Origin of the sequence: Corynebacterium sp. HS2168-gen11 (assembly GCF_024834075.1) — a bacterium.
Classification (GTDB): Bacteria; Actinomycetota; Actinomycetes; order Mycobacteriales; family Mycobacteriaceae; genus Corynebacterium.
In genome coordinates this window covers 141,938-168,178 of sequence record NZ_JANUXR010000002.1, presented here as the reverse complement: position 1 = coordinate 168,178, position 26,241 = coordinate 141,938, and the positions used below count along the sequence as shown (strand labels likewise).

Below are 26,241 nucleotides of genomic sequence, written 5' to 3'. Positions count from 1 at the left end.
GAACGGTGTTCTATGTCAACCCAACCTACCAGGTTCCAGTTGCGTCGTCGTAGGGTAGCAGCAGCACTTGCGAATCAGCAGATCGATGTCTTGCTGGTGACTCATCTACTTCATGTGCGTTACCTTGCAGGATTTTCTGGCTCAAACGGTGCACTTACCATCGCAGCTGATGAACAAGCATCAATTGCAACCGACGGCCGTTATACCACCCAGATCGCAGAAGAAGTTCCAGATATTGAGGCGGTGAACGCTCGTGCAGTTGCCACCCATCTGTTAGCCGAAATTGCAGGGCCAGCAACTGTTGGCTACGAAGCAGACTATGTCACGGTTTCTGAGCTCGAGCGTCTCAAGGAAGCCGCTGGTGAAGGTGTCGTATTGGTGCCAGTTCGTGGCGTCATTGAGGAAATTCGTTTAAGGAAAGACGCCTATGAACTCAGTCGTCTTGACGAGGTTGCGGAAATTGCCAACAGCGCATTCCGTGAGCTTGTCGACGAAGGTTTGATTCGCGCTGGTCGCAAAGAATTCGAGATTGCTGCAGATCTGGAATACAAGATGCGTATGAAAGGTGCTGAAAAACCAAGCTTTGACACCATTGTTGCCTCTGGTCCGAATTCAGCGAAGCCGCACCATGGCGCTGCTGATCGGGTAGTTGAGCATGGCGATATTGTGACTATCGACTTCGGTGCTCATTTGCTTGGCTATAATTCCGATACCACGCGTACGGTCATTGTGGGTGAAGCAGATGCGTTTAGTACGGAGATTTATAATATCGTGCTCGAAGCACAGCTTGCTGGTTGCCGTGCTGCAGTTCCAGGTGCAACCTTGCAAGATGTTGATAAAGCATGCCGCGATATTATTACCGAAGCAGGCTATGGGGAATATTTTGTGCATTCCACTGGTCATGGCGTGGGTCTTGACTTGCATGAGCCACCGTATGCCGCAACTACCGGTCAGGGTGTCTTGGAAGAAAATATGACCGTGACTATCGAGCCAGGTATTTATGTGCCAGGCAAAGGTGGTGTGCGAATTGAAGACACCTTGGTGGTTACCACAGGTGAACCGTTGAATCTGACTCGTATTCCAAAGGAACTTCGCATCGTGTAACACATGCGTTGAGTTATAAGGACCATGGCCGTTTGTTGTGCGCGCCGTGGTCCTTACTGTGTTTTGGGTGAGTTTTCATGTATTATCAAACAGTTAATTGAAGTCAATCACCTCAAAAAAGGAAGTGCGGCGTGGCTACTACCGCTGATTTTAAGAATGGTCTTGTCCTCAAGATCGAAAACAAGCTCCAGCAGATCATCGAGTTCCAGCATGTGAAGCCAGGTAAAGGTCCAGCTTTTGTGCGTACCAAGCTCAAGGATGTTGTTTCTGGCAAGGTGACCGACAAGACCTTTAACGCTGGTGTGAAAGTTGAGACTGCAACCGTTGATCGCCGTGATATGACCTACCTGTATCATGATGGCACTTCTTTTGTTGTCATGGATGAAAAGACCTTTGAACAGGTCGAACTGGCAGAACATATTATTGGTTCCGGCGCGAAGTTCCTGTTGGAAAACACCACTGTGCAGGTTTCTTTCCATGAGGGCGAGCCACTGTTTGCTGAACTGCCAATTTCTTTGGATCTGACCATTGCACATACCGAGCCAGGCCTGCAAGGTGACCGTTCTTCTGGCGGCACCAAGCCTGCAACCTTGGAAACCGGTGCAGAGATTCAGGTTCCACTGTTTATCGAAACCGGCAATGTTGTCAAGGTTGATACTCGCGACGGATCTTACCTTTCTCGCGTGAATAACTAATTGTGAGTGATGCAAAGGATATGCCAAAACATGACGGAGAGCTCGAAGTAGAGAAGCGCTGGAAGCGTCACGGCTCGCGCTTTCGCGCACGTCGTCGTGCCGTGGATATGCTTTATGAAGCAGAAATTCGTGACGTTGATCCAGTTGCTGTGGTACAAGATCGCACTGTCTTAGCACTGCATCAGGAAAGCAATGTTGCTCCTGTCAATCACTACACCAAAGAGATTGTCAATGGTGTTGCTGAACAACTTGATGTGCTTGATGCGGTGATTGCGCGCTATCTGTCTGAGGATTGGGAGTTGCATCGTATCGCAGCGGTTGATCGCGCGATTTTGCGTCTTGCGATCTGGGAACTGATGTTCAATGAGGATATTCCGATGAAGACTGCTGTTTCTGAAGCAATTGAGTTGGCTGCTCATTATTCAACAGACCATTCACCAACCTATATCAATGCAGTTCTAGATGCAGTGATGAATAATCTTGACGAGATTAAGGTACAAGCCGAACAAGGTCTAGTCCTAGAACTAGAATCTGCGGTATCTGAGGAAGAAGACGCTAAGTTGTTTGCGTCTGCAACTGAATCATTTGCCGAGGCACTTGAGGCTGCTGAAGCTGAAGATGGTGTTGATCTTGCAACAGATGAAGATGAGGATTTTGATGGCACTGGTATCTCAGATAGCAGTGACGATGCGTTGGTTCATGACCACGTAGACTATTAAGGACTGCAGAGGTCTTTGGGATCTTCATGATCTGTATAGTCTGTGAGATTCGCGAGATCTTTCAGATGAAAATTTCTCGAATGTTTCTCTGGTACTAAGTAATACCGGTTGTTCATGCTTTTTCATACAAGCATGAACAACCGGTATTTTTTATTGCCCTAGACTATTGTGAAATTTGGGATTATTATGAACTTATGTGACTGATGGGGTTTATGTGAATATTGGTAGATACCCGTGATATTTATTCAGTTGTACCACGCACAGATAGGACGAAAGACCATTATGAAGTTCAACATTCCAGGCGTTCAAGGAGTAGCTGTAGATTCCTCCACGTTGCTGCAGATTGCCAAACTTTTATTATCGGTCATTGTCGCGGTAGGAGGTATGGTTGGGCTGACTGAACAGCGTGATCTTCCTGAAGTTCCAGCTAGCGTTGCTTCATTAGCGAAAACAGTAGGTGGAAAATTGCTTGCCGATCACGGCATTGAACCAAAAGCGTTGGATACGTTAGCACCACTTCTCGGAGTATCTGAAGTATTGGCTCCTTCGACAATTAGCGATGGTGATATTGTCACTCTTCAGCAAGACCCAGCAACTGCAACACCAGCTCCAGCACCAGCAGTTGAGGCAACTCCTGCGACTGCACCGGAGGTTGCGCAATCTGCTGAGCCACAAGTTGCGCCACCAGTTGTGCCAAATGGCACGCCGCTGAACGCTATCCCAGACACTCCTCGTTTTCTTGTTGCGAATTTCCCCCAAATAACCGGCAATGATGAACCACAACCGGTGATTTTTAGCTTCGTGGAACGCAATGGAACGGAAATTACTCCACACAAAGAAGGTACCTGGAAAGGCACCATTAATGGTGTGGATGTAGAAAAACTGCGAGTACCTACCGCCAAAAAAATTGATGCAGGCGTTCTGGCATTAAAAGTAGCCCCAAGCCAGCTGCGCGATATTGATGTCACCTTTACCGCACCAGATGCTGCTGCAGCATTTGTCGCCCCAACCCTGGCATTACAAGAGAAGGCACAAACAACGTTGTTCTCTTCTCCACAACGCTAAAAAATATTCTCAATTTCTGCCTTGCTGATCTATACCAGCAAGGCATTTATTGTGTCATCATTCGGTGCAACGCGTGTGCTGCTTCTAGCTGAGCCAGTACCTGAGGAACCGCTGCAACAAGTGCTGCGATATTCGATTGCAAAATATGAGACTGCTGCGCAACTGTTGCCCCAGCTGCAATCGGATAGATAGTTTCAAGACGATACCACGAGGTGGTCGTGTCATGATGGACACTGACTCGCACACCAGGCCTGCGTTGATGAAAGATTGCTGCAGCAAGTGATGCCACAAAACGCTCATCTTCAGTATGCTTCAGCGGCACCGTGGTGCTGCAGATCAAACTCATCGGCAAAGCTGTGATGGTCACGAGAGTTTTTTCTTGCTCAACCTCGACGACATGTGGTGTCGCAGTTGGCACGCCAAGTATGCCAAGTTGCCCTAATGCTGCAAGTACACTGAAACCTGTCACTTGTGGGAGATGCTGTGACATGCGATCAAGACTCCTGCTCAAATGCTGGTACTGATGATGAAGCAAGAAATTCGTCAGCCTGCAGCATAGCTTCAAGTTGCGAAGTCACCATATAACCTAACTGGTTATGCGAAAGCCCACACCCAGTTTCAAATACAGCTTGAGCATACATTCGCACGATATTTTGCTGCTCGACGGTGAAATACAACGTGACCCAAGTAGTGGTGCTATTCCAGGTATTCAGCAGTTCTACTACCGATGCAAGTTCAGTCGCGTGAAATGATCGCGACAATAATGCCTCGCAGCGAAGACGGTGCTCTTCAACAGTGACAGTGCAAAACAGCGCGTCCAGGCTAAAATGCACCGCAGGCGGGACAACGTTGAGAGTTTGTAAATTTTCGCGAAGAACCATGGCCACCTGGTCAAGCGTGACATGATCGATGGTTTGGTCTGCTGTTGGTGGGAGTGAGGACATAATTGGTATCTGGGTTAGAAGAATTTGGGAAGTCGCAGCCAGGAAGTTCCATATGGCTGTGTTGTTGGATCTGAGGTTGGTTGCACAGGTGCGTCGAAAAGCGTTTCATTGCCGAGTTCATGTGCAAAGGCTGCTGATAATGTTGGGTATCTGAAATAATGCTTTCGCTTTAAGAGTACATCAGGGATCACATGTTGATCCGCAAGTGCGAATTCTTCAGTGCCTTGGCTTCCCAAGATTGCTTTTGCCCCGATGGTTGGGATCGGGAACCAAGCCGGTCGATTCAGTTGTGCACCTAAATCTTGTGCCATTTGAGCATTTGTCACCGGCGCTGGGGCAGTTGCATTCAATGGGCCTTCCAGAGCATCATCGAGCGCAGCGGTGATGATGATATCGGTGAGATCATCCAGTGCAATCCACGAAAATCCCTGCTCACCAGTGCTCAAGTGGCCACCAAGACCAGCGGAAAATAATGTGCGTAACACAGGTAAGAAACCACCTCGGCCAGATAGTACAATGCCGGTGCGAAGATTAACCACACGTGCATGCCCAGCTTGTGCCAAGTTAGCCGCAGCTTCCCACTGCTTGGTTAAGTCTGCAAGAAAACCTCTCCCAGATGCGGCAGTTTCAGTTAAGACCTCATCAGTCCGATCATGGCCGTAGTAGCCAATACTAGAACCCGCAATAAACGTTATCGGTTGATCATGTTCCGCGATTAAATTGGCAAGCTGCTGGGTTGGGGTAATTCGAGATTGCCACAAAGATTGCTTATGGGCTTCGGTAAAGCGGCCAAAAATTGGTGCACCTGCTAAGTGCACAACGACGTCCACGTCATGTAATAAATCCGGGTTTGGCTGCAGCGGATCCCATATCCGCATAGTCTCAGGATCGATCTTGGCTGGCTGATTACCAGGCCGCACAAACTGAATAACCTTGTGTCCTAAAGTCGTAAGCTGTGCTCGCAGTGCTGTGCCAATTAATCCAGAACTGCCAGTGATCGCAACCGTAAGTTTTGCAGCATTCAGCGCCTGAAGGCGTTGAGCAAAGCTGAGGTCACCGATGAGTTGCTGTTGCCGATAGGCAAACATTGGTGCCAGCGTGCTTGCTGGCACACGAGTGTGTACATTGTCGGTTATTTTTGTAGCAACAGCATGGGGAGTCGAAGCATCCAAGAAACTATGGGTGTGTCGCCAATAGGAAAGTGCCTTGATTGGGGCATTGAGGCAAACGTCGGTAAAGCTAAAACCTTTGACATAGCCAGATAAATCATGGCGTGCTTCCCACCGTAAGCCAGCTGGCAGGCTGAAAATAGTAGTGCCATCTTTCAAACTGTGTGCCTGTTGGATTGGTGTTAGTGGGATAAACGGTGGTGTCAGCCTTTGGACCGCGCCAGGACGAGTGTGCCAGTCCCAAACATCTTCTCTACGACCTGGCACAATATGGGATGAGCTTAAACTCATGGGCAGTCCTTATCCGATAAACATCACGTTTGACGCTGGCGTATGCCAACTGTAGTAGCAACTTTAACAAAAAGTCTTGTTGCCGCAACCAATAATAGTTTTGTATAGGAAATATTACGCGATAGTGATGCTTCGGTAGTGTTTCCACTCCGAAATTGGGTTTGTGAGGCGCTTTAACGCATGGATGTGCTGGTCGCATGCAGCATATTTGCTACTAGGGTTCTTGCGTGTTGGTTGTTCATGCGCTTAGTCGTAGCGGCGCGAGCGTGTCAGGCTGTAGCTGCAGGAGTTTACCGAGCGAAAACGGTAGGAGAGCGTTGGCAATAGTCGCGCCTGGAAAGTATGTATCGCACACCTTAGAAAGCAGGTCAGCAACCTTCGACACTTCATTTTGGAAAAGTGATGAAAATGGATTGACAATTTGATAGAGTTAGTCGGTAATGGTTCCAGACATAGGTCGCCATATTTGATTGGTCTACTTCTAGCAGAGTTTTCATACTAGAAATCCCAGGTCATGCAAAGTATTGGTACCTGTTTCTGAACAAGAATCATGACATCTCAGAAAGTGCTGGTTTCGGCCAGCTCGACATCCTTTAACGGACCGCACAGAGAGGCGGGGAAGGAGGTCACGATGAGTGAAAATGCAACTGCTACAATCGAGCTGCTTAGTGCAGAGGATGTGGCACGTACAATTGCACGCATCGCGCACCAGATTATTGAGAAAACGGCTCTTGATTCCACCGATGCTCCACCAGTGATTTTACTGGGTATCCCATCAGGTGGCGTCCCATTAGCCGCTCGGCTGCAATCTAAAATTGAGCAATTCACTGGTGTGCAAGTGCCAGTCGGCAGCCTTGACATCACCTTATATCGCGATGATTTGCGCTCGAAGCCACATCGCGCATTACAACCAACCACTATCCCTACATGCGGCATTGACGGGGCACATATTGTGCTTGTCGACGACGTACTGTTCTCTGGGCGCAGTATTCGCGCAGCCCTTGATGCCTTGCGCGATCTTGGACGCCCTGAAACTGTACAGCTTGCGGTATTGCTTGATCGTGGTCATCGCCAATTACCAATTCGGGCAGATTATGTAGGAAAAAATCTTCCTACTGCACGCTCTGAAGACATCACCGTCCTACTACAAGAAATCGACGGTCGCGACGCCGTCATGCTTATCCGAGGGGATGCTTAACCACCATGAAGCACTTGCTTTCTATTGCTGATCTGTCTCGAGACGAGATCATTGGAATTATGGATGAAGCCGATCGCTTCCGCGAGGCACTGGAAGGCAGAGAATTAAAAAAGCTGCCGACCCTGCGCGGACGCACCATCTTTACGCTTTTTTATGAGAATTCCACTCGTACTCGCTCTTCTTTTGAAACCGCTGGTAAATGGATGAGCGCTGATGTGATCAATATTTCTGCATCATCGTCCTCGGTGAAAAAAGGCGAATCTTTGAAAGATACCGGCCTGACCTTAACCGCAATTGGTGCCGACGCTTTGATCATTCGTCATCCATCTTCAGGTGCTGCCCAGCAACTTGCTGAGTGGGTTGCTCCAAATGGTGATGGTCCATCTGTGATCAATGCCGGCGATGGTGCGCATCAGCATCCAACCCAAGCATTATTAGATGCCGTAACAATGCGGCAACGGCTTGGTTCGATTACTGGTCGTAAGATCGTGATCGTAGGCGATTGCCTGCATTCTCGCGTGGTGCGGTCGAATGTTGATCTCTTGTCAAAGCTCGGAGCAGAAGTTGTTTTAGTTGCTCCACCAACGTTGTTGCCAACTGGTGTCGAAAACTGGCCAGTGCGTGTGTCGTATGACATGGATCAAGAGATTTATGATGCTGACGTCGTCATGATGCTGCGTGTCCAGCAAGAGCGCATGCATGGTGGATTCTTCCCATCACACCGCGAATACGCCACTCTTTACGGTATGAGTCAGCAGCGCGCTGCAGCTCTACAAGATCACACTATCGTGATGCATCCTGGACCAATGTTGCGTGGCATGGAAATTAACTATGCAGTCGCTGATGCTCCTCGAACAGCAGTATTACAGCAGGTCAATAACGGTGTACATACCCGTATGGCAGTTCTGTTTACCCTCATCGCCGGCACTGAAACCCCTGGTTTCTAGTGGTCAATCAAGCAAAACTCATAAAGGAATACTCAGATGTCTCATACTCCTGAATACCCAGTCACTGGTACATTGGCGCCAGCTGCTGCTGGCACCGTCTTGGTGAAAAACGTACGCCCATACGGTGAAGGCGAATCTGTGAATGTGTTGATTACCGATGGTGTCATCACTGAGCTTGATACCGCTGTCACTGAAGCTGATCGCATTGTGGAAGGCAATCATGGCGTGCTGTTGCCTGGTTTGGTCGACATTCACGTACACCTTCGCGAACCAGGCCGGGAAGATACCGAAACTATTGCAACTGGTTCGGCAGCAGCTGCCCGCGGTGGCTTCACCGCCGTGTTCACAATGGCAAACACCACACCTGTACTTGATCAGCCAATTATTGCAGAATCGGTTTGGATGAAAGGTCAAAGCATCGGCCTGTGCGATGTTCATCCGGTAGGCTCGATCACCAAAGGCCTGGCAGGTAAGGAAATCACCGAATTTGGCATGATGGCCAATAGCGCCGCAAAAGTTCGCATGTTCTCTGATGACGGAAAATGCGTAGATAATCCATTGATTATGCGCCGCGCCTTGGAATATGCCAAGGGCCTTGATGTGCTGCTTTCTCAGCATTGTGAAGATCCACGTCTGACTGAAGGTGCATGTGCCCATGAAGGTGAAACTGCAGCACGTTTAGGCTTGCGTGGTTGGCCACGGGTTGCCGAAGAATCTGTGGTTGCTCGCGATGCGTTGCTGGCTCGTGACTACGGTAGTCGTGTCCATATTTGCCATGCTTCTACGGAAGGTACCGTTGAGTTAGTCCGCTGGGCAAAGGCACAAAATATTCCTTTGACTGCCGAAGTAACCCCGCACCACCTACTGCTGACCGACGAGCGTTTGCACACCTATGACGGTGTCAACCGCGTGAATCCACCTTTGCGTGAAACCAAAGACACTATCGCCTTGCGCGATGCCTTGCTTGATGGCACCTTGGACTGCATTGCGACTGACCATGCACCACATGGTTCCGAAGATAAATGCTGTGAATTTGAATTGGCGAAGCCTGGCATGCTTGGGCTGGAAACCTCTTTGGCAATCGTGGCAAAGATCTTCGTCGAATCTGGTCTGGCTGACTGGCGATTTGTGGCCAAGGTAATGTCGGAACGTCCAGCTGAGATTGTGAAACTGCCAGGACATGGCCGTCCAATTGCTGTGGGTGAACCAGCCAACCTCACGATTGTTGAAGAGCATGCACCATGGACCGTCGATGGCGAAGCACTTGCTTCGAAGGCCAATAACACCCCATATGAAGGCATGGAATTCCATGCGAAAGTGGCAACCACGTTGTTGCGTGGCCATGTGACCTGTGAACATGGAGAAATACCTACTCGCGTAGACGCTGCTTCTTAATATCCATTACTTATTCGCTTCAAACTTCGAAGTACATACTCGAAAGGTATTATCGTGACTTCTTCCTACACCTCTCGCGCCAAAGCTTTGCTGGTATTAGCAGATGGACGCGTATTCCAAGGTGAAAGCTTCGGTGCACAGGGCGCCACACTTGGCGAAGTAGTATTTACCACCGCCATGACCGGCTACCAAGAAACTATGACCGACCCGTCGTATCGTGGTCAGATCGTCGTCGCAACGGCGCCACAAATCGGCAATACCGGCTGGAACGACGAAGATGGAGAATCCCATAATGATCACATTTGGGTTTCTGGCCTGGTCATTCGTGATTTGTCCAATCGTGTTTCAAACTGGCGAGCAAACCGTAGCCTAGAAGACGAAATGGTTGCCCAAAATATTGTTGGTATTGCAGGTGTCGATACCCGCGCGATTGTGCGCCACTTGCGCAACTTTGGCTCAGTATCAGGCGGTATTTTCTCTGGTGAAGATGCAGCCAAGCCAGTTGCAGAATTACTTGAAATCGTCAAAGCACAACCAAGCATGGCTGGTTTGGACTTGGCTCAAGAAGTTTCGACCGATGAGGTCTATGTTGTAGAGCCAGAAACCGCACATACGTTTACTGTTGTTGCCTATGACATGGGCATTAAGACAAATACTCCACGTAACTTCGCACGTCGCGGTATCCGCACAGTAGTTGTACCAGCAAATACTCCATTTAAGGATATTTTGCAGTACAACCCAGACGGCGTCTTCATTTCGAATGGTCCAGGCGATCCAGCAACCGCTGATGTGATGGTTGGCATTACCCAAGAAATTCTGGCCGCAAAATTGCCACTGTTTGGTATCTGCTTCGGCAATCAGATCTTAGGTCGCGCCCTCGGCTTAGAAACCTACAAGCTGAAGTTTGGTCACCGAGGCATCAACGTCCCAGTGCTCAATCACGTTACTGGCAAGATCGACATCACTTCCCAAAACCATGGCTTTGCGCTCAAAGGCAATGCAGGAGAGGTTTTCGACACTCCATTTGGTCCAGCACAAGTAACCCACACCTGCTTAAATGACGGCACCGTGGAAGGTGTCGCGCTGCAAAACGGCTTGGCATATTCCGTGCAGTATCACCCAGAGGCAGCAGCTGGCCCAACGGATGCGAATCCATTGTTTGATCAGTTCATCGCATTGATGGAAAGCCAAAAGAACTAAGTCACCAGGAATACAGAAAGAAGTAAGAAGGAAGATAATGCCTAAACGTAGCGATATTAATCACGTCCTGGTGATCGGTTCTGGCCCGATTGTTATTGGACAAGCCTGTGAGTTTGACTATTCCGGTACCCAGGCCTGCCGTGTCCTGAAAGAAGAAGGTCTACGCGTTACCCTGATCAACTCCAATCCGGCCACAATTATGACCGATCCAGAGTTTGCTGATCATACCTATGTCGAGCCAATCGAACCTGAATATATTGAAAAGATCTTCGAAAAAGAGATTGCGCAAGGACATCCAATTGATGCAGTCTTGGCAACCCTTGGTGGTCAAACTGCACTGAATGCTGCAATCCAGCTCGATCGTCGTGGTTCTTTGGCAAAGTATGGTGTTGAACTCATCGGTGCCGATATTGACGCCATTGAGCGCGGTGAAGATCGTCAAAAGTTTAAAGATATTGTTGCGAAAATCGGTGGCGAATCTGCTCGATCCCGCGTGTGTCACAGCATGGAAGAAGTTCGCGAAACTGTCGCAGAACTTGGCCTACCAGTAGTTGTCCGCCCATCCTTTACCATGGGTGGTCTAGGTTCCGGCCTAGCGTTTAACGATGAAGATCTCGAACGCATTGCAGGTGGCGGCTTAGCAGCTTCTCCTGAAGCAAATGTGCTGATCGAAGAATCAATCTTGGGCTGGAAAGAATACGAGCTCGAACTTATGCGCGATGGGGCAGATAACGTTGTGGTTATTTGCTCGATTGAAAATGTCGACGCACTGGGCGTACACACTGGTGACTCTGTCACCGTTGCACCAGCAATGACGCTCACCGACCGTGAGTATCAAAAGATGCGCGACCAAGGTATCGCAATTATCCGTGAAGTCGGCGTGGATACTGGTGGCTGTAATATTCAGTTCGCGCAAAACCCAGTTGATGGTCGCTTGATCACCATTGAAATGAACCCACGTGTTTCCCGTTCCTCGGCTTTGGCATCAAAGGCAACTGGTTTCCCAATTGCGAAGATCGCCGCCAAACTGGCTATCGGCTACACCTTAGATGAGATCACGAACGACATCACCGGTGTAACCCCAGCAGCATTCGAACCAACCCTGGACTATGTTGTAGTCAAGGCCCCACGTTTTGCTTTTGAGAAGTTTACGGGTTCGGATGATACCTTGACCACTACTATGAAATCCGTAGGCGAGGCAATGTCCTTAGGTCGCAATTATATTGCTGCTTTGGGCAAGGTCATGCGTTCGTTGGAAAACAAACAAGCTGGTTTCTGGACTGTTCCAGATGAAGTATTTGCGGGAGAACGCGCCAACGATGTCAATCTCGTGCTTGAAGATTTACGTCGCCCAACCGAAGGCCGTATGTATGATGCAGAACTTGCGCTGCGCCTTGGCGCGACTGTTGAACAAGTTCATGAGGCTTCTGGTATCGATCCTTGGTTCTTGGCAGAACTCGAGCACTTAGTTGCCTTTAGGCAAGAGCTTCTCGACGCTCCAACCTTAAGTGAAGATTTGCTGCGTCGAGCAAAATTCTATGGTTTGTCCGACCTTCAAATCGCGAAACTGCGTCCAGAATTTGCAGGTGAAGATGGCATTCGTCGCCTGCGCTGGTCACTTGGTATCCGTCCAGTATTTAAGACAGTTGATACCTGTGCTGCAGAATTCGAAGCTTTGACTCCATACCACTACTCATCCTATGAGCTCGATCCAGCTGCTGAATCAGAGGTTCGTCCACAGACTGAAAAAGAAAAGATCATCATCTTAGGCTCTGGACCAAACCGCATTGGCCAAGGTATTGAGTTTGACTACTCCTGTGTTCATGCCGCACTTGAGCTTTCTCGCGTGGGTTATGAAACAGTGATGGTCAACTGCAACCCAGAAACAGTTTCGACCGACTATGACACCGCTGATCGCTTGTACTTCGAGCCACTGACCTTCGAAGACGTCATGGAGGTCTACCATGCAGAATGCCAGTCCGGCACAGTTGCTGGTGTGATCGTCCAACTCGGCGGACAAACACCACTTGGTTTGGCTGCAAAGCTTCGCGACGCAGGTGTACCGGTCATTGGTACCTCACCTGAAGCTATTGACCTAGCAGAAGATCGTGGTGAATTTGGCGAAGTTCTTCGCAAGGCACAATTGCCAGCACCAGCATTTGGTACTGCTACCTCCTTTGCTGAAGCCAAAGCTGTCGCCCAAGAAATTGGCTATCCAGTCCTGGTTCGTCCAAGTTATGTGCTTGGTGGTCGCGGCATGGAAATCGTCTATGACGAAGCTTCCTTAGCAGACTATATTGAGCGCGCAACGGAAATTACTTCCGATCATCCAGTGTTGGTAGACCGCTTCCTTGATAATGCGATTGAAATCGACGTCGATGCGCTTTGTGATGGTACTGATGTTTACCTTGCAGGTGTGATGGAGCATATCGAAGAAGCCGGTATTCACTCTGGTGACTCTGCATGTGCGCTTCCTCCAATGACCTTAGGGCCTGAGGATATTGAAAAAGTGCGTCAATCGACTGCCGCATTGGCCCATGGCATTGGCGTGAAAGGCTTGATGAACGTTCAGTTCGCGCTGAAAGATGACATCTTGTATGTGATCGAGGCAAATCCTCGCGCATCGCGTACCGTACCGTTTGTATCCAAGGCAACTGGCGTGCACTTGGCGAAGGCTGCTTCGCGTATCATGACAGGTGCGACGATTGCAGAACTACAGGCAGAAGGCTTAATTCCAACCGAATATGATGGTGGTTCTTTGCCATTGGATGCTCCAATCGCGGTAAAAGAAGCTGTGCTGCCATTTAATCGTTTCCGTCGTCCAGACGGTACGATGCTGGATACCTTATTGTCTCCAGAGATGAAGTCCACCGGTGAGGTTATGGGCTTGGCAGATAATTTCGGTGCTGCCTACGCCAAGGCAGAACAAGGTTCGTTTAGTAACCTGCCAACTAGCGGCACAGTATTCGTGTCGGTTGCAAACCGCGATAAACGTACCTTGATCTTCCCAATTCAGCGCTTAGCTTCTTTAGGGTTCAAGATGCTTGCAACATCTGGTACTGCTGCAATGCTGCGTCGTAATGGTGTTGAGTGTGAGACTGTCTTTAAGCGCTCAGAAGTCCAAGAAGGACAGCACGCTGGCAAACGATCCATTGTGGATATGATCAAGCATGGCGAGGTTGACCTGATTCTGAACACCCCAGCAGGTTCTGCAGGTGCTCGTCATGACGGCTACGAGATTCGTGCTGCCGCAGTCGACGGCGGTGTGCCATCGGTGACCACTGTGCAAGGTGTCACTGCTGCAGTGCAAGGTATTGAAGCAAAACGCGCAGGTGAACTGAGCGTTCGCGCGTTGCAAGAACTTGATCATGCAACCAAGGCGGGGAAGTAAGCGCGATGACAACTCCACTGAGTTTTGGAGATCGACTCTTAGCCGCAGGCCGTACCCACGGTCGTTTATGCGTGGGCATTGATCCGCATAAGAAGCTGCTGGAACAATGGGGCTTGGAATATACAGTGGCAGGGCTGCAAACCTTCACCAATACTTGCGTGGAGGCTTTTGCCGGCCATGTAGCCCTGGTCAAGCCTCAAGTAGCCTTCTACGAAGCATTCGGTGCACAAGGCTATCAAGTGCTTGAAGAAGCTATCACAGCGCTGCGAGCAGCTGGCACCCTGGTTGTGGCAGATGCCAAACGTGGTGATATTGGCTCTACCATGGCAGGGTATGCGACTGCATGGTTGGATCCTGAATCACCACTTGCATGCGATGCCGTCACATTGTCACCATATCTTGGTTTTGACTCGTTGCGTCCAGCATTAGAGCTTGCTGATGCCACCGGCACCGGCGTGTTCGTACTTGCAGCCACGAGCAATCCTGAGGCACGCCATCTGCAAGATCATCGCGATGCAACTGGAGCCACGATCTCTCAGCAAATCGTGGATGCTGCGGCAAAGTGGAATGCGCCAGCTGCAAATAATGGCCGTATTGGCAATGTTGGCGTAGTTGTGGGTGCAACCTTAGCAACAGCACCGACACTTGCAGCTCTCAATGGCCCGGTGTTACTACCTGGCGTAGGCGCGCAAGGTGCGACATCAGCTGATGTTGCACGCTTGACGACGGGGGTAGATGAACTTGGATTTGCAAATATTTCTAGGCAGATTCTCGGGCAGGGACCAAACGTGTCAGCATTACGTCAAGCCTGCATACAAGCAAGCCAAGAATTTGCATAACCCCAGCTCACAGTAGACAAGACCCGCCGGATAGAAAGTCTCTGACCAGCGGGTTTTGTTACTAAAACACTGATTACCTCAAGTTTTATATTTCAGTGCTACACTTAAGCGGAATCTTCTCAATAAGTTTCAGCATTGTAATGCTGGCAAAATGTGGTAGATTTTCGCATGTACTATGTAGCTTCTTGCAGGCTATCTAGATTTAACAATTACACTATCCGTTAAAATTATTTGAATTGGAGGCACCGACGTGGCACTTCCACAGTTGACCGACGAGCAGCGCAAGGAAGCCCTTGCAAAGGCAGCAGAAGCACGCAAGGCTCGTGCACAGCTCAAAGAGGAACTCAAGCGCGGCGATATTACCCTGAAGGAAGTTCTCGAGAAGGCTTCTTCTGATGAAATCATTGGTAAGACCAAGGTTTCTGCGCTTCTGGAGTCTCTTCCAAAAGTTGGCAAGGTAAAGGCAAAGGAAATCATGGAAGAGCTCGAGATTGCTCAGACTCGTCGTCTGCGTGGCTTGGGTGACCGCCAGCGTCGTGCTTTGCTGGAGCGCTTCGGTTTTTCTGAGGATTAATCCATGAGTGGCGATCGTCCTCGCGGTCAACTTGTTGTTCTGCTCGGCCCTTCCGCTGTGGGTAAATCCACAGTGGTAAGCCGGCTTCGAGAAGAACTTCCTTCGTTGTATTTCTCGGTTTCAATGACTACACGTGCACCACGTCCAGGTGAGGTTGATGGTCAGGACTATTTCTTCGTCTCAGCTGAAGAATTCCAGCGTCGTATCGATGCTGGAGAGATGCTGGAATGGGCAGATATTCACGGAGGTTTACAACGCTCTGGTACGCCTGCCGAACCAGTTGAAGCCGCACTTGCCGCTGGTCGCCCAGTTTTGGTAGAGGTCGACCTTGTAGGTGCACGTAATGTCGCCGCGTTAATGCCAGAGGCTCGCACAGTGTTTGTTGCTCCGCCAAGTTGGGAAACCTTAGTTGAACGGTTAACCGGTCGAGGAACGGAGACGCAAGAAGTTATTGAACGTCGTCTTCAAACCGCGCGCACTGAGCTTGACGCTCAGGATGAATTCGATCATATTATTGTCAATGATGACCTTGATCGTGCAGTGGCTGAGATTCGCGAAATCTTATTAGGAAACACCCCGCGCGTGTAGAACCGATGAGTATTACCAGTAGTTGCTTCGCTGTTTCTCACGTATCATAGATGCAGGGCAACAACGCTGGTGTGCTAGTATATATGTTTTGAGTAAAAGAATTAAGGTGTGAAGTGACCAACGTGAACGAAATCCTTGAAAGCAACAGAGGCGTCTATGACAAGCCAACCGGCACCACAGCTCCTCCAATTGATGAGTTGCTCACTCGCGTGTCGTCGAAATATGCTTTGGTGATTTTTGCCGCGAAACGTGCCCGCCAAATTAACTCTTATTTTCAGCAGGAAGATGAAGGCGTGTTCGAGTTCGTTGGTCCACTTGTGACCCCAGAGTCTCAAGAAAAGCCGTTGTCAATCGCACTGCGCGAAATTGAGTCTGGTCTTCTCGACCACGAAGAAGGCTAAAGCTTTTTGCTTGCAAGTATCCTCGGTACCTGCATAGTTTCTTGCAACTATGCAGACCGAGGTTTTTGTTATGTAAGCTGGTAGTGCATCTGAGCAATTGTTCCACAGAAAGTTGTCGCAAAGTATGGTTTCCACAGGTCGAAATATCGTCGTTGGCATTGGTGGAGGTATCGCAGCGTATAAAGCCTGTCAGATCATCCGCTTGTTTAAGGAACAAGGTGACAATGTTATTGCAGTTCCAACAGCACATGCGCTTGCATTTGTGGGTAAACCGACCTTCGAAGCGCTCAGCGGCAGCCCTGTGTCTAGTTCAGTTTTTGATGCTGTCGACGAAGTTCGTCACGTGCGAGTTGGAAAAGAAGCAGATCTGATTGTTATCGCACCTGCAACTGCGGATCTGATTGCTCGTATCGCCATGGGGCGTGCTGATGATTTGTTGACTGCCACGGTTCTCGTTGCAACGTGCCCAATCGTGATTGCCCCAGCTATGCATACTGAGATGTGGTATAACGCAGCTACTCAAGCAAATGTTGCAACGTTGCGTTCACGTGGTATCACCGTTCTTGAGCCAGCACATGGCAGACTTACCGGTAGTGATACTGGCGCTGGTAGATTATTAGATCCAGAACAAATTGTCGAGTATGCCGAGATGATTGTTTCGCATGGGCCAGTCAAGCAAGATCTTGCAGGAAAGAATATTTTAATTACTGCAGGTGGTACGCGTGAAGCTCTCGATCCAGTACGCTTTATCGGGAACCATTCTTCTGGTCGGCAAGGATTCGCTTTAGCAGAAGCTGCCAGCCAAATGGGCGCAAAGGTTTTTATTGTGGCAGGGGCAGTCGATGCGTTACCGACGCCAAGTGGGGCAGAGGTTATTCGTATTGGCTCGGCTCAAGACTTGTATGGCGAAGTCATGCGCCTTGCTCCGGAAATGGATATAGTGATTATGGCGGCTGCGGTTGCTGATTTCCGTCCAGCACAACCAGGTGATGCAAAAATGAAAAAGGGCACCACTTCTGAAGCTGGACTTACGAATATTGCTATGGTGGAAAATCCGGATATTTTGGCCACACTTGTGCAGCATCGTAGAGATCATAAACTGCCGGAAACTCTGCAGATTATTGGATTTGCTGCAGAAACTGGCGATAAACACCACACGGCACTCGAATACGCGCAGGCGAAACTGCAGAAAAAGCAGTGCGATTATCTTATGTGTAATGAGGTTGGTGAATCGAAAGTGTTCGGGCGGTCTGACAATCAAGGATGGCTTCTTGCCAGAGATGGTCACGTCGTCCAGATCCATCATGGTTCCAAACTAGAAGTTGCACAACAAATCTTTGACACTGTTATGAAAGATTCAACACGTGTGGAATCGTGAGGACTAAAGTTGTCTTTTTAGACAGCTTGGTCTATCCTTTGAGGATAGTTCGTTTCTAATATTTCCGTGCGCGCAAGTCTACACACGTTTGAAATATCAGCATTTACGGTGCTCAAACATGATAGTTGTAATGAGTAACCAGAATTTTTATTGATAAAGGATTTATTCATGTCTCACGCTCATGGCGGAGCACTTCGCCTCTTTACCAGCGAGTCTGTCACCGAAGGCCACCCAGATAAAATTTGCGATGCCATTTCTGACGCCATTCTTGACGCAATGCTGGCCCAAGATCCAGCAGCCCGAGTGGCTGTCGAAACGTTAGTCACAACTGGCCAAGTGCATGTTGTTGGCGAGGTTCGTACATCTTCTTATGTTGATATTGCATCAATTGCCCGCAACACCTTGTTAAATATTGGTTTTACTTCATCAATTGTCGGCTTTGATGGTCGTACTTGCGCAGTGAATGTCGCAATTGGTGAACAATCTGCTGAGATTGGTGACTCAGTCTCGGTGTCCCAAGAAGTTCGCGAGGGTGCCCAGAGCGACGATAATGATCAAGCTGGTGCTGGCGATCAAGGCTTGATGTTTGGTTACGCCTCGAACGAAACTTCAGAATATATGCCACTGCCAATTTCGTTGGCACATCGTCTTGCACGCCGTTTGACCTTCGTGCGCAAAAACGGCATCGTCGAAAACTTGCGTCCAGATGGTAAAACTCAGGTTACTCTGGCTTACGATAGCAATGGTGTACCTGTAGCACTCGATACGGTTGTGGTATCAACCCAACATTCGCCAGATATCACTCAAGCATGGCTTGCTGAGCAAATCCGTGAACACGTCGTGCAGTGGGTGATCGATGATGCCAATCTTGCTGCAACCTTGGATGTTTCCAACTTTACGTTGTTGGTGAATCCTTCTGGCTCCTTCATTCTTGGTGGCCCAATGGGCGATGCAGGCTTGACAGGTCGTAAAATCATTGTCGATACCTATGGTGGTATGGCCCGTCACGGTGGTGGCGCGTTTTCTGGTAAAGATCCAAGTAAGGTCGATCGTTCTGCCGCATATGCAATGCGTTGGGTCGCAAAGAATATCGTCGCTGCAGGCTTGGCTGATCGTGCAGAAGTCCAGGTTGCGTATGCCATTGGCCGTGCAAAGCCAGTTGGCCTGTACGTTGAAACTTTCGGTACAGCGCATCACGGTTTCACGGATGCCGACATCCAGCAGGCTGTTGCAGCTGTATTTGATTTACGTCCTGCGGCTATTATCAAGGAACTTGATTTGTTGCGTCCAATTTATGCACAGACTGCCACCTATGGTCACTTTGGTCGCGATGATCTTGATCTGCCATGGGAAAAGCTCAATAAAGTCACTGAACTTAAAGCAGCATTAGGGCTGTAAAGCTCAGCAGCATCATCGTAGTTGGCAATGAGGCGTCGTCAAGCTTGCTTTTCGACGCTTCATTGCGTTCTTTAGTATATTGCAAAGTATGCCGACCACTCGCACCCTTGCACCACATGCACCGATTGCACAAATATTGCCGTTGCTGGGTGTTTCGCAACTGGATCGAATTTTTGAGTACAAAATTGATACCGACCAAGATGCTGATGCTCAACCGGGCGTATTGGTGCGTATTCGGTTTGCCGGCAGGCTGGTTAACGGGATTTTATTGGAGCGAGTAGCAGAGCCTATTCATCAAGGCGATCTGCGCTGGCTGGATCGTGTGATCTCGCCGGAAATTATCTACTCACCTGCGACTCGTGCGTTAATCGAATCTTTGGCGCTGCGCTACGGGGCGATTACCTCAGACGTGATTCGGGCAGCAATTCCATCGCGACATGCCCAAGCCGAACAAACCGATACTACAACTGCATGGGAGGAGCTTGGCAAGACGAGTGAACCAGATTTAAGCCCCTGGTCAGCCTATGAACATGGGGAAGCGTTTGTTGATGCTGTATTAGCTGGCAAAGTTGCACGGGTTGCCTGGCAGATGACTCCTCAAGAACCTTGGGCCGATGCGCTTGCTGCGCTGGCGGTAAAGGTTGTGTTACAGGGCAAAGGTGCATTGTTGATTGTGCCGAACCAGAAAGATATTGAACAACTCGTAGCAGCATGTAGCCAATATGTCAGTCCGAAACAGATTACGGTTCTAAATTCGCAACAAGGTCCACAGGCCCGCTACCGGCGTTTTTTGAGTGTATTGCATGGTCAAGGGCGCTTGGTGATCGGTACTCGTAGTGCAGCGTTTGCACCAGTTGCGAACTTAGGATTAGTCGTGATCAAAGATGATGGCGACGATAATTTGGTGGATCCACGAGCACCGTATATCCATGCTCGCGAGGTTTTAACAACTCGTAGCTCTTTAGAACACGCCTCGATTATTTTGGCAGGGCTGACTCGTACAGCTGAAGTGCAAGTGTTAGTCGAAGCTGGTTGGGTGTATAGCCTCGCTGCGAACCGTGACACGATTCGTAAGCGGATGCCGCGCATTCATGCCACCGGTGAACATGAATTTGAACTCGAACGCGATCGCTTTGCGAAGAATTCACGACTTCCGAGCCGAGCCTTTCAGGCTATTCGACGCTCACTGGAACAAGGACGGCCAGCACTTGTACAAGTGCCTCGCAAAGGGTACGTACCAACGCTAGCCTGTAAAAAATGCTCCTCACCAGCACGCTGTCGTGCCTGTAATGGCCCACTTGGCATACCTCCACAGTCTGAGACAATCAATAGTGGTGCACAGCCAGTCTTACTTGGTCCTCAACGACAATCTCAAGCTCTGCCACCAGCACACGCTGGTGCGTATGTTCCAACCTGTGGTTGGTGCGGTACGCCAGATACCCATTTTTCTTGCGGACAGTGCGGCAATCGCCAATTACGGGCAGTAGTACAAGGACATCGTCGGACTTTGGAAGAATTTGGTGTGGCATTTCCACAAACCCCGATTGTGGCATCAGGTGGCAATCGCATCTATGAGACATTGCCTTCGAGGCCGGGAATTGTGGTTGCAACACCGGGAGCTGAGCCGATTATTACCGATGGGCCAACATACGGTGCAGCGGTATTATTGGATTCTTGGGCGCTGCTGAATCGACAAGATTTACGAGCTACTGAAGATACTTTTGCGAAATGGACGCACGCCGCAAGTTTGGTGGTTTCACACGAGCAAGGTGGGGAAGTCATTGTTGTGGCAGATGCCAGTCTTGCCGTCGTCCAGCGCTTCATTCGCTGGGATGTGATCGGCATGGCGCAGCAAGAATTAGCGAGCCGACGCGAAGTAGGATTCCCACCTGCTGTACATATGGCAGCAGTGGATGCTCCGGCACGTGCTTTGCATCAGTTTATGGAATTGCTCGAACTACCTGCAGGATCTGATATTTTAGGGCCAGTTGATTTACCGCTGGGTATGAAATTGCCCGGGGATTATGATCAGCAAGAATTTGGTCCACCGCAACGCATTTTGGTTCGCACCCCGCTGGGACCGCGCAATCAATTAGGTGCGGCACTTCGCGCAGCTCAAACAGCGCGGTTAGCGCGTCGTGACTCTTTACCGTTGCGCATCCAAATTAACCCAATTCACATTGGTTAAAAACTGGCGGTCACGGAAACGATGTGTTGTATAGTGGCAAGATTCCTTGTTCAGACACTACGATGGATATACCGATAGATATACCGCGCTTATGCAAGTTGCATGAGTGAAAATACGCGGAATCAAATGTGCGTATAACTTTTAACAGTAAGGTAAGGAGCACAACCACAGTGACAATTCGTGAGATCCGTTTGTTCGGTGATCCAGTATTAACCACTCGTGCCACAGAAATAACGAACTTTGATCATGATCTAGAACTGCTGGTCCAAGACATGCTCGAAACTATGGATGCAAGTGGTGGTGTGGGCCTTGCTGCAAATCAAATTGGTGTGTTAAAGCGTATCTTTGTCTTCGACTGCACGAAGGTCGAAGATGGGCTGCGCGGCCATATTATCAACCCAGTATGGGAACCAATTGGTGAAGCGTTGCAAAGCGGCACTGAAGGGTGCCTGTCTATCCCAGGAATGTCGATTGAAACCGAACGCTATGAAACTGTCAGTGTTGCCGGTGTCGATATGCATGGTAATCCAGTTGCAATGGTTGCATCAGGTTTGATGGCTCGTTGTATTCAGCATGAAACTGACCATCTTGATGGGGTATTGTTCCTGCGTCGATTGCGTCCAGAGTTGCGCAAGCAAGCCATGAAAGAAATCCGACAAGCAGCCTGGTTCCAAGCTGATCACTAGAAAAGAAAGTACGAGAAGTTCTATGCGCCTGATGTTTGCAGGTACTCCTGAGCCAGCTGTTGCTGCCTTGGAACGCCTTTTGGCCTCAGATCATGAAATCGTGGCGGTCTTAACTCGGCCAGATGCCAGGAAAGGGCGTGGACGCAGTCTGTATCCGTCTCCGGTAAAAGCACTCGCGCAAACACATGGCATTCCAGTATTTACCCCAAGCACATTGCGGGCTGGTACCCCTGATGGTGATCAATTTCGCAGTGATCTTGCAGCGTTAAATATTGACTGTGCACCGGTGGTTGCCTATGGCAATCTTATTCCTGCAGACCTCTTAGATGCAGTGCCGCATGGATGGGTCAATCTGCACTTTTCGCTGTTACCACGCTGGCGCGGTGCAGCACCAGTCCAAGCTGCTATTGCTGCTGGTGATACCACCACAGGCGCGACGACGTTCAGGATTGATGAAGGTTTAGATACAGGTCCAATTCTGGCAAGTTTGACCGAGCCGATCATGCCTGAAGATACTGCAGATGATTTGTTAACCCGTTTAGCATATGCAGGAAGTGATTTGTTGGTTGCAACTATGAATCAGCTTGCTGCAGGTACTGCAACCTTGCAACCACAAGTTGGTGAATCTACCCATGCTGCAAAAATCTTAAGTAGCGATGCTCAAATTCAGTGGAATACACCTGCCGCTGAAATTGATCGAAATATTCGCGCGGTCACCCCAGCACCAGGTGCCTGGACTACATTAGACTCTGACCGGGTGAAACTTGGCAAAGTTCTACCATTAGCGGAAACCTCGCAAGATGCACCAGGAACGATCCGCATTGAGAAAACCCGCGTTGTCGTCGCAACAGCTACCCAGGACGTTGCCTTAACGACGATCCAAGTTCCTGGCAAAAAAATGATGAACGCGATCGACTGGGCAAGAGGCCGTCACACAACCGAAGGATTACTATTTTCATGAGCCTAGAATCAACCGGCGGATTCCGTTCCCGATCACGCCGCACACACACCAATGCGGCGCAACCTCAAACCAGCACTAGTGGTGGATGGCGAAGCCAAGACTCTCGTGGTCAGTCACGTCGTGACAACGCTAGCGATGGTGAAAACCGCCGCGGCAATGGTGCATCGCAACGCTCACAGCGACAATCGAAGCGTGGTTCACAATCACCTACTGCCAATCACTCGAATCGAGCTCGTGGGCAGCAACATACTCGAAGCAATCATGGTTCCCATACCGGATATCGCCCAGGTCAAGACCCACGTTTATTACTCAACGTCGATATTGCACGTGCTGTGAGTTTCGATGTGATCTACCGAGTTGATAATGAAAGTGCTTATGCAAACTTGGTGCTTCCTGCCATGTTGCGTCAATACAACCTGAAACGACGTGATTCCGCATTTGCCACAGAAATCACCTATGGTTGCCTGCGCAACCAAGGTGTGATTGACAAAGTCCTTGGCAAGTGCTCTTCACGCCCACTTGCTGATATGGATCCTGGTGTGCGCACAACACTACGCTTGGGAGCCTACCAATTGCTGTACACACGGGTTGATCCCTATGCAGCAGTTGACTCATCAGTCCGTCTAGTTGAAGCTATTGGCCAAGAGCATGTCAAGGGATTTGTCAATGGCATTTTGCGTACTATTTCCCGCAAAGCTCCCGCACAGTGGATGAAAGAATTGGAACCACATGGTGAAATTGCAGCCAAGGCGTTTCGCCACTCGCATCCAGAATGGATCGCAAATAGTTTTGCCAAAGTTGTCGGATTGGCTGAACTTGACGATGTCTTAGAAGCTGACTCTTTACGACCGATTGTCCATTTGGTTGCCCATCCTGGTGAGATCTCACAAGAGGAACTGGCCGCGATTACCGGTGGTGATGAAGGTAAATATTCACCATATGCAGTGTATTTACCCAGTGGTGATCCAGGCCAGATTGATGCCATTCGAGAAGGCATGGCAGGTGTGCAAGATGAAGGCTCACAGCTCATCGCCCGCGCAGTGGTAGAAGCTCCACTCGAAGGTAAAGATCAAGGCCGATGGCTTGATCTCTGCGCTGGTCCTGGTGGCAAAGCCACACTCATGGGTGCGTTGGCTCGTATCGACGGCGCACACGTGGACGCCATTGAAATTCAGCCACATCGTGCTCAACTGATTCAAAAGGCTGTGAAAGACCTACCAGTAACGGTGATTACTGCTGACGGTCGTGAGCCTGGAGTAACTGCTGGCTACGACCGTGTGCTTGTCGATGCACCTTGTTCGGGCTTAGGTGCGTTGCGACGTCGTCCAGAAGCGCGCTGGCGGAAACAAGAATCCGACATTGCTGAGCTATCCCAGCTGCAACGCGAACTTCTCGACTCAGCACTGAAATTGGTCCGTCCTGGTGGCGTGGTCATCTATTCCACCTGTTCACCAGATTTGCGAGAAACTCGAGAAGTCGTAGATTACGCGTTAGCACACCATGCTGACATTGTTGAATTAGATGCTGCTCAATTAGTGCCAGGAATGGAAAATACCGGCGAGTATGCATCGGTACAAATGTGGCCACATCGTCATGGCACCGACGCGATGTTCTTCACAGCATTGCGTCGTCAAGCATAATTTCCACCGAAATCGTCACGAGGGTGCTGTGAAAGTCTCGAGCGCAGCACCCGTCTGTTTTCTCGGCATGCGGCTATGGCTGCACCATGATCAACAATCTTGAGTAGAATGAACAGCATGAATGATGCTCAACCACCTTGCTTAATCGCGCCTTCAATCTTAGCTGCCGATTTCGCGCATCTTGCTCGCGATTTGGATAAAGTCGCCAATGCTGATCTGATCCATGTCGATATTATGGACGGTCATTTCGTGCCGAATCTTTCCTTTGGTGCAGATCTGACAGCTGCGACGTTCCGCAGCACCGATTTGCCATTGGATGTGCACCTGATGATCGAAGATCCTGCACGTTGGGTTGATGAGTATATTCGCGCTGGCGCTGCTTCAATTATTTTCCATGTTGAAGCAACTCCTGATCATGTGGAACTTGCGAAATACTTACGTAGCCAGAATGTGAAGGCTGGTATTTCGGTCAAGCCTGGTACATCGATTGATCCGTATTTAGCTGATCTCGAGCATATTGATGTAGTGCTGGTCATGAGCGTGGAACCTGGCTTCGGTGGACAATCGTTTATGCCTGAGCAGCTTGCAAAGGTAAAAGTGCTACGTGAGTATATCGATCAACACCAACTCTCGACGATTATCGAAATTGATGGCGGTATTAGTTCTCGCACCATCGCCCAAGCAGCAGCAGCTGGTTGCGATAGTTTCGTGGCGGGTTCTGCTGTGTTTGGTGCTGATGATCCACACGCTGAAATTGAAAATCTGCGCAGCCTCGCGCAAGCTGCACGCACGCATGCATGCTGATGCGTTATGGCAAGGGGTACATGAGTTGTGTAAAACTGGCATGTTACTAAAAATTCGCTACAATCTGTAGCGATGCTTATCGACGCGATGGGCACCACGCAACACCTGAAGTGCAGGTATGGAAAGTTTGGACGTAGAAGTGGATAAGGCAGAAAAACCAACGCTGAGTGAACAAGAGATTCACGTATATGTCGCAGCCGAAGCTGCACTGACCACCACAAAACCGTGGGAATTGGTGATTAGCAGCAAACGGATGCGCTTGTATGCGATAGTAGCTGCTGCCATTATCATTGCTTTGCACACTTTCTTAGCACTCATCGTGGCTGTTGGTGATACTGGTGCTGCAGTGACCAGAATTGACCAGTGGGGGTATTTCCTCGTCGGCGTGATCTTTGCAGTTGCGGCCTATGTGGCATTATCGCGTCCCCGTCTTCGGGTGAATGAAGATGGGGTAGATGTGCGCAATTTCTTAGGCTCACATTTTTATCCATGGGCAGTGATTTATGGCTTGAACTTTCCAGAAGGCGCAATGTGGCCACGCTTGGAATTGCCAGAGTTTGAATACACCCCAGTATGGGCCATTAATGCTGGTGATGGCGCAGCGAGTGTGGCTGCTATTGAAGCTTTCCGCAAACTTGAAGCTAAATATCTTCCTGAGGAATAATG

Annotated in this window: 24 protein-coding genes; 21 read left to right on the top strand and 3 right to left on the bottom strand. The window is 49.5% G+C overall.

The features are described 5' to 3' along the window. Positions 1-12 precede the first annotated feature (12 nt). From NXS99_RS02080 to NXS99_RS02065, 4 genes are all read left to right on the top strand, one after another. Positions 13-1,104, top strand: a complete 1,092-nt coding sequence (locus tag NXS99_RS02080) for an aminopeptidase P family protein (protein WP_259287018.1) — start codon at positions 13-15, stop codon at positions 1,102-1,104. Between the two features lie 131 nt (positions 1,105-1,235). Then, complete coding sequence (efp, locus tag NXS99_RS02075) at positions 1,236-1,799, top strand: elongation factor P (protein ID WP_259287017.1); 564 nt, start codon at positions 1,236-1,238, stop codon at positions 1,797-1,799. 20 nt (positions 1,800-1,819) lie between these two features. Then, positions 1,820-2,518 carry a transcription antitermination factor NusB gene (gene nusB / locus NXS99_RS02070; RefSeq protein WP_259287016.1) on the top strand — a complete coding sequence of 233 codons (699 nt, stop codon included), beginning with the start codon at positions 1,820-1,822 and terminating at the stop codon, positions 2,516-2,518. Positions 2,519-2,800: 282 nt separating this feature from the next. After that, positions 2,801-3,583, top strand: a complete 783-nt coding sequence (locus NXS99_RS02065) for a hypothetical protein (protein ID WP_259287015.1) — start codon at positions 2,801-2,803, stop codon at positions 3,581-3,583. A 46-nt stretch (positions 3,584-3,629) separates the two neighbouring features. On the opposite strand, the gene NXS99_RS02060 is transcribed toward NXS99_RS02065, so the two are convergent. Genes NXS99_RS02060 through NXS99_RS02050 form a run of 3 tightly spaced genes read right to left on the bottom strand, consistent with a single transcriptional unit; the run spans position 3,630 to position 5,987 of the window. Next, positions 3,630-4,073 (bottom strand): hypothetical protein, encoded by a 444-nt coding sequence (locus NXS99_RS02060; protein ID WP_259287014.1) that lies wholly within the window; start codon positions 4,071-4,073, stop codon positions 3,630-3,632. A gap of 4 nt (positions 4,074-4,077) precedes the next feature. After that, entirely contained in the window at positions 4,078-4,527 is a 450-nt protein-coding gene (locus tag NXS99_RS02055) for a YbjN domain-containing protein (RefSeq protein ID WP_259287013.1), read from the bottom strand. A 14-nt stretch (positions 4,528-4,541) separates the two neighbouring features. Beyond that, positions 4,542-5,987: a TIGR01777 family oxidoreductase gene (locus tag NXS99_RS02050; protein WP_259287012.1), complete on the bottom strand. Its 1,446-nt coding sequence runs from the start codon at positions 5,985-5,987 to the stop codon at positions 4,542-4,544. 631 nt (positions 5,988-6,618) lie between these two features. Here NXS99_RS02050 and pyrR point away from each other — a divergent pair. The 17 genes from pyrR to NXS99_RS01965 all read left to right on the top strand — a co-directional run bounded on the left by pyrR (position 6,619) and on the right by NXS99_RS01965 (position 26,239). Next, positions 6,619-7,185 carry a bifunctional pyr operon transcriptional regulator/uracil phosphoribosyltransferase PyrR gene (pyrR, locus tag NXS99_RS02045; RefSeq protein WP_259287011.1) on the top strand — a complete coding sequence of 189 codons (567 nt, stop codon included), beginning with the start codon at positions 6,619-6,621 and terminating at the stop codon, positions 7,183-7,185. 5 nt (positions 7,186-7,190) lie between these two features. After that, the gene (locus tag NXS99_RS02040; protein WP_259287010.1) at positions 7,191-8,132 is read left to right on the top strand and encodes an aspartate carbamoyltransferase catalytic subunit; all 942 of its coding nucleotides are present in this window, start codon (positions 7,191-7,193) and stop codon (positions 8,130-8,132) included. A 36-nt stretch (positions 8,133-8,168) separates the two neighbouring features. Further along, the gene (locus NXS99_RS02035; RefSeq protein WP_259287009.1) at positions 8,169-9,527 is read left to right on the top strand and encodes a dihydroorotase; all 1,359 of its coding nucleotides are present in this window, start codon (positions 8,169-8,171) and stop codon (positions 9,525-9,527) included. Positions 9,528-9,581: 54 nt separating this feature from the next. Then, positions 9,582-10,727 carry a glutamine-hydrolyzing carbamoyl-phosphate synthase small subunit gene (gene carA / locus NXS99_RS02030; protein WP_259287008.1) on the top strand — a complete coding sequence of 382 codons (1,146 nt, stop codon included), beginning with the start codon at positions 9,582-9,584 and terminating at the stop codon, positions 10,725-10,727. Positions 10,728-10,764: 37 nt separating this feature from the next. Next, a complete protein-coding gene (gene carB, locus NXS99_RS02025; RefSeq protein WP_259287007.1) occupies positions 10,765-14,118 on the top strand; it encodes a carbamoyl-phosphate synthase large subunit in 3,354 nt (1,117 codons plus the stop codon). Between the two features lie 5 nt (positions 14,119-14,123). Then, positions 14,124-14,957 (top strand): orotidine-5'-phosphate decarboxylase, encoded by an 834-nt coding sequence (gene pyrF, locus NXS99_RS02020; RefSeq protein WP_259287006.1) that lies wholly within the window; start codon positions 14,124-14,126, stop codon positions 14,955-14,957. A gap of 250 nt (positions 14,958-15,207) precedes the next feature. Next, on the top strand, positions 15,208-15,531 hold the full coding sequence (gene mihF / locus NXS99_RS02015; protein WP_259287005.1) for an integration host factor, actinobacterial type: 324 nt from the start codon (positions 15,208-15,210) through the stop codon (positions 15,529-15,531). Positions 15,532-15,534: 3 nt separating this feature from the next. Further along, the gene (gene gmk, locus NXS99_RS02010; RefSeq protein WP_259287004.1) at positions 15,535-16,119 is read left to right on the top strand and encodes a guanylate kinase; all 585 of its coding nucleotides are present in this window, start codon (positions 15,535-15,537) and stop codon (positions 16,117-16,119) included. Positions 16,120-16,241: 122 nt separating this feature from the next. Further along, positions 16,242-16,520: a DNA-directed RNA polymerase subunit omega gene (gene rpoZ / locus NXS99_RS02005; RefSeq protein WP_259287113.1), complete on the top strand. Its 279-nt coding sequence runs from the start codon at positions 16,242-16,244 to the stop codon at positions 16,518-16,520. A gap of 124 nt (positions 16,521-16,644) precedes the next feature. Then, a complete protein-coding gene (gene coaBC / locus NXS99_RS02000) occupies positions 16,645-17,898 on the top strand; it encodes a bifunctional phosphopantothenoylcysteine decarboxylase/phosphopantothenate--cysteine ligase CoaBC (protein ID WP_259287003.1) in 1,254 nt (417 codons plus the stop codon). Between the two features lie 168 nt (positions 17,899-18,066). After that, positions 18,067-19,296 (top strand): methionine adenosyltransferase, encoded by a 1,230-nt coding sequence (metK, locus tag NXS99_RS01995; protein WP_259287002.1) that lies wholly within the window; start codon positions 18,067-18,069, stop codon positions 19,294-19,296. A gap of 88 nt (positions 19,297-19,384) precedes the next feature. Further along, positions 19,385-21,484: a primosomal protein N' gene (locus NXS99_RS01990; protein WP_259287001.1), complete on the top strand. Its 2,100-nt coding sequence runs from the start codon at positions 19,385-19,387 to the stop codon at positions 21,482-21,484. A gap of 170 nt (positions 21,485-21,654) precedes the next feature. After that, entirely contained in the window at positions 21,655-22,170 is a 516-nt protein-coding gene (gene def, locus NXS99_RS01985; protein ID WP_259287000.1) for a peptide deformylase, read from the top strand. Between the two features lie 22 nt (positions 22,171-22,192). Further along, entirely contained in the window at positions 22,193-23,131 is a 939-nt protein-coding gene (fmt, locus tag NXS99_RS01980) for a methionyl-tRNA formyltransferase (RefSeq protein ID WP_259286999.1), read from the top strand. Then, positions 23,128-24,771: a 16S rRNA (cytosine(967)-C(5))-methyltransferase RsmB gene (rsmB, locus tag NXS99_RS01975; RefSeq protein WP_259286998.1), complete on the top strand. Its 1,644-nt coding sequence runs from the start codon at positions 23,128-23,130 to the stop codon at positions 24,769-24,771. Before fmt ends, rsmB begins: the two co-directional genes overlap by 4 nt. Positions 24,772-24,888: 117 nt before the next feature. Further along, complete coding sequence (gene rpe, locus NXS99_RS01970; protein ID WP_259286997.1) at positions 24,889-25,575, top strand: ribulose-phosphate 3-epimerase; 687 nt, start codon at positions 24,889-24,891, stop codon at positions 25,573-25,575. A 118-nt stretch (positions 25,576-25,693) separates the two neighbouring features. Continuing rightward, positions 25,694-26,239 (top strand): PH domain-containing protein, encoded by a 546-nt coding sequence (locus NXS99_RS01965; protein ID WP_259286996.1) that lies wholly within the window; start codon positions 25,694-25,696, stop codon positions 26,237-26,239. Positions 26,240-26,241: the final 2 nt, after the last annotated feature.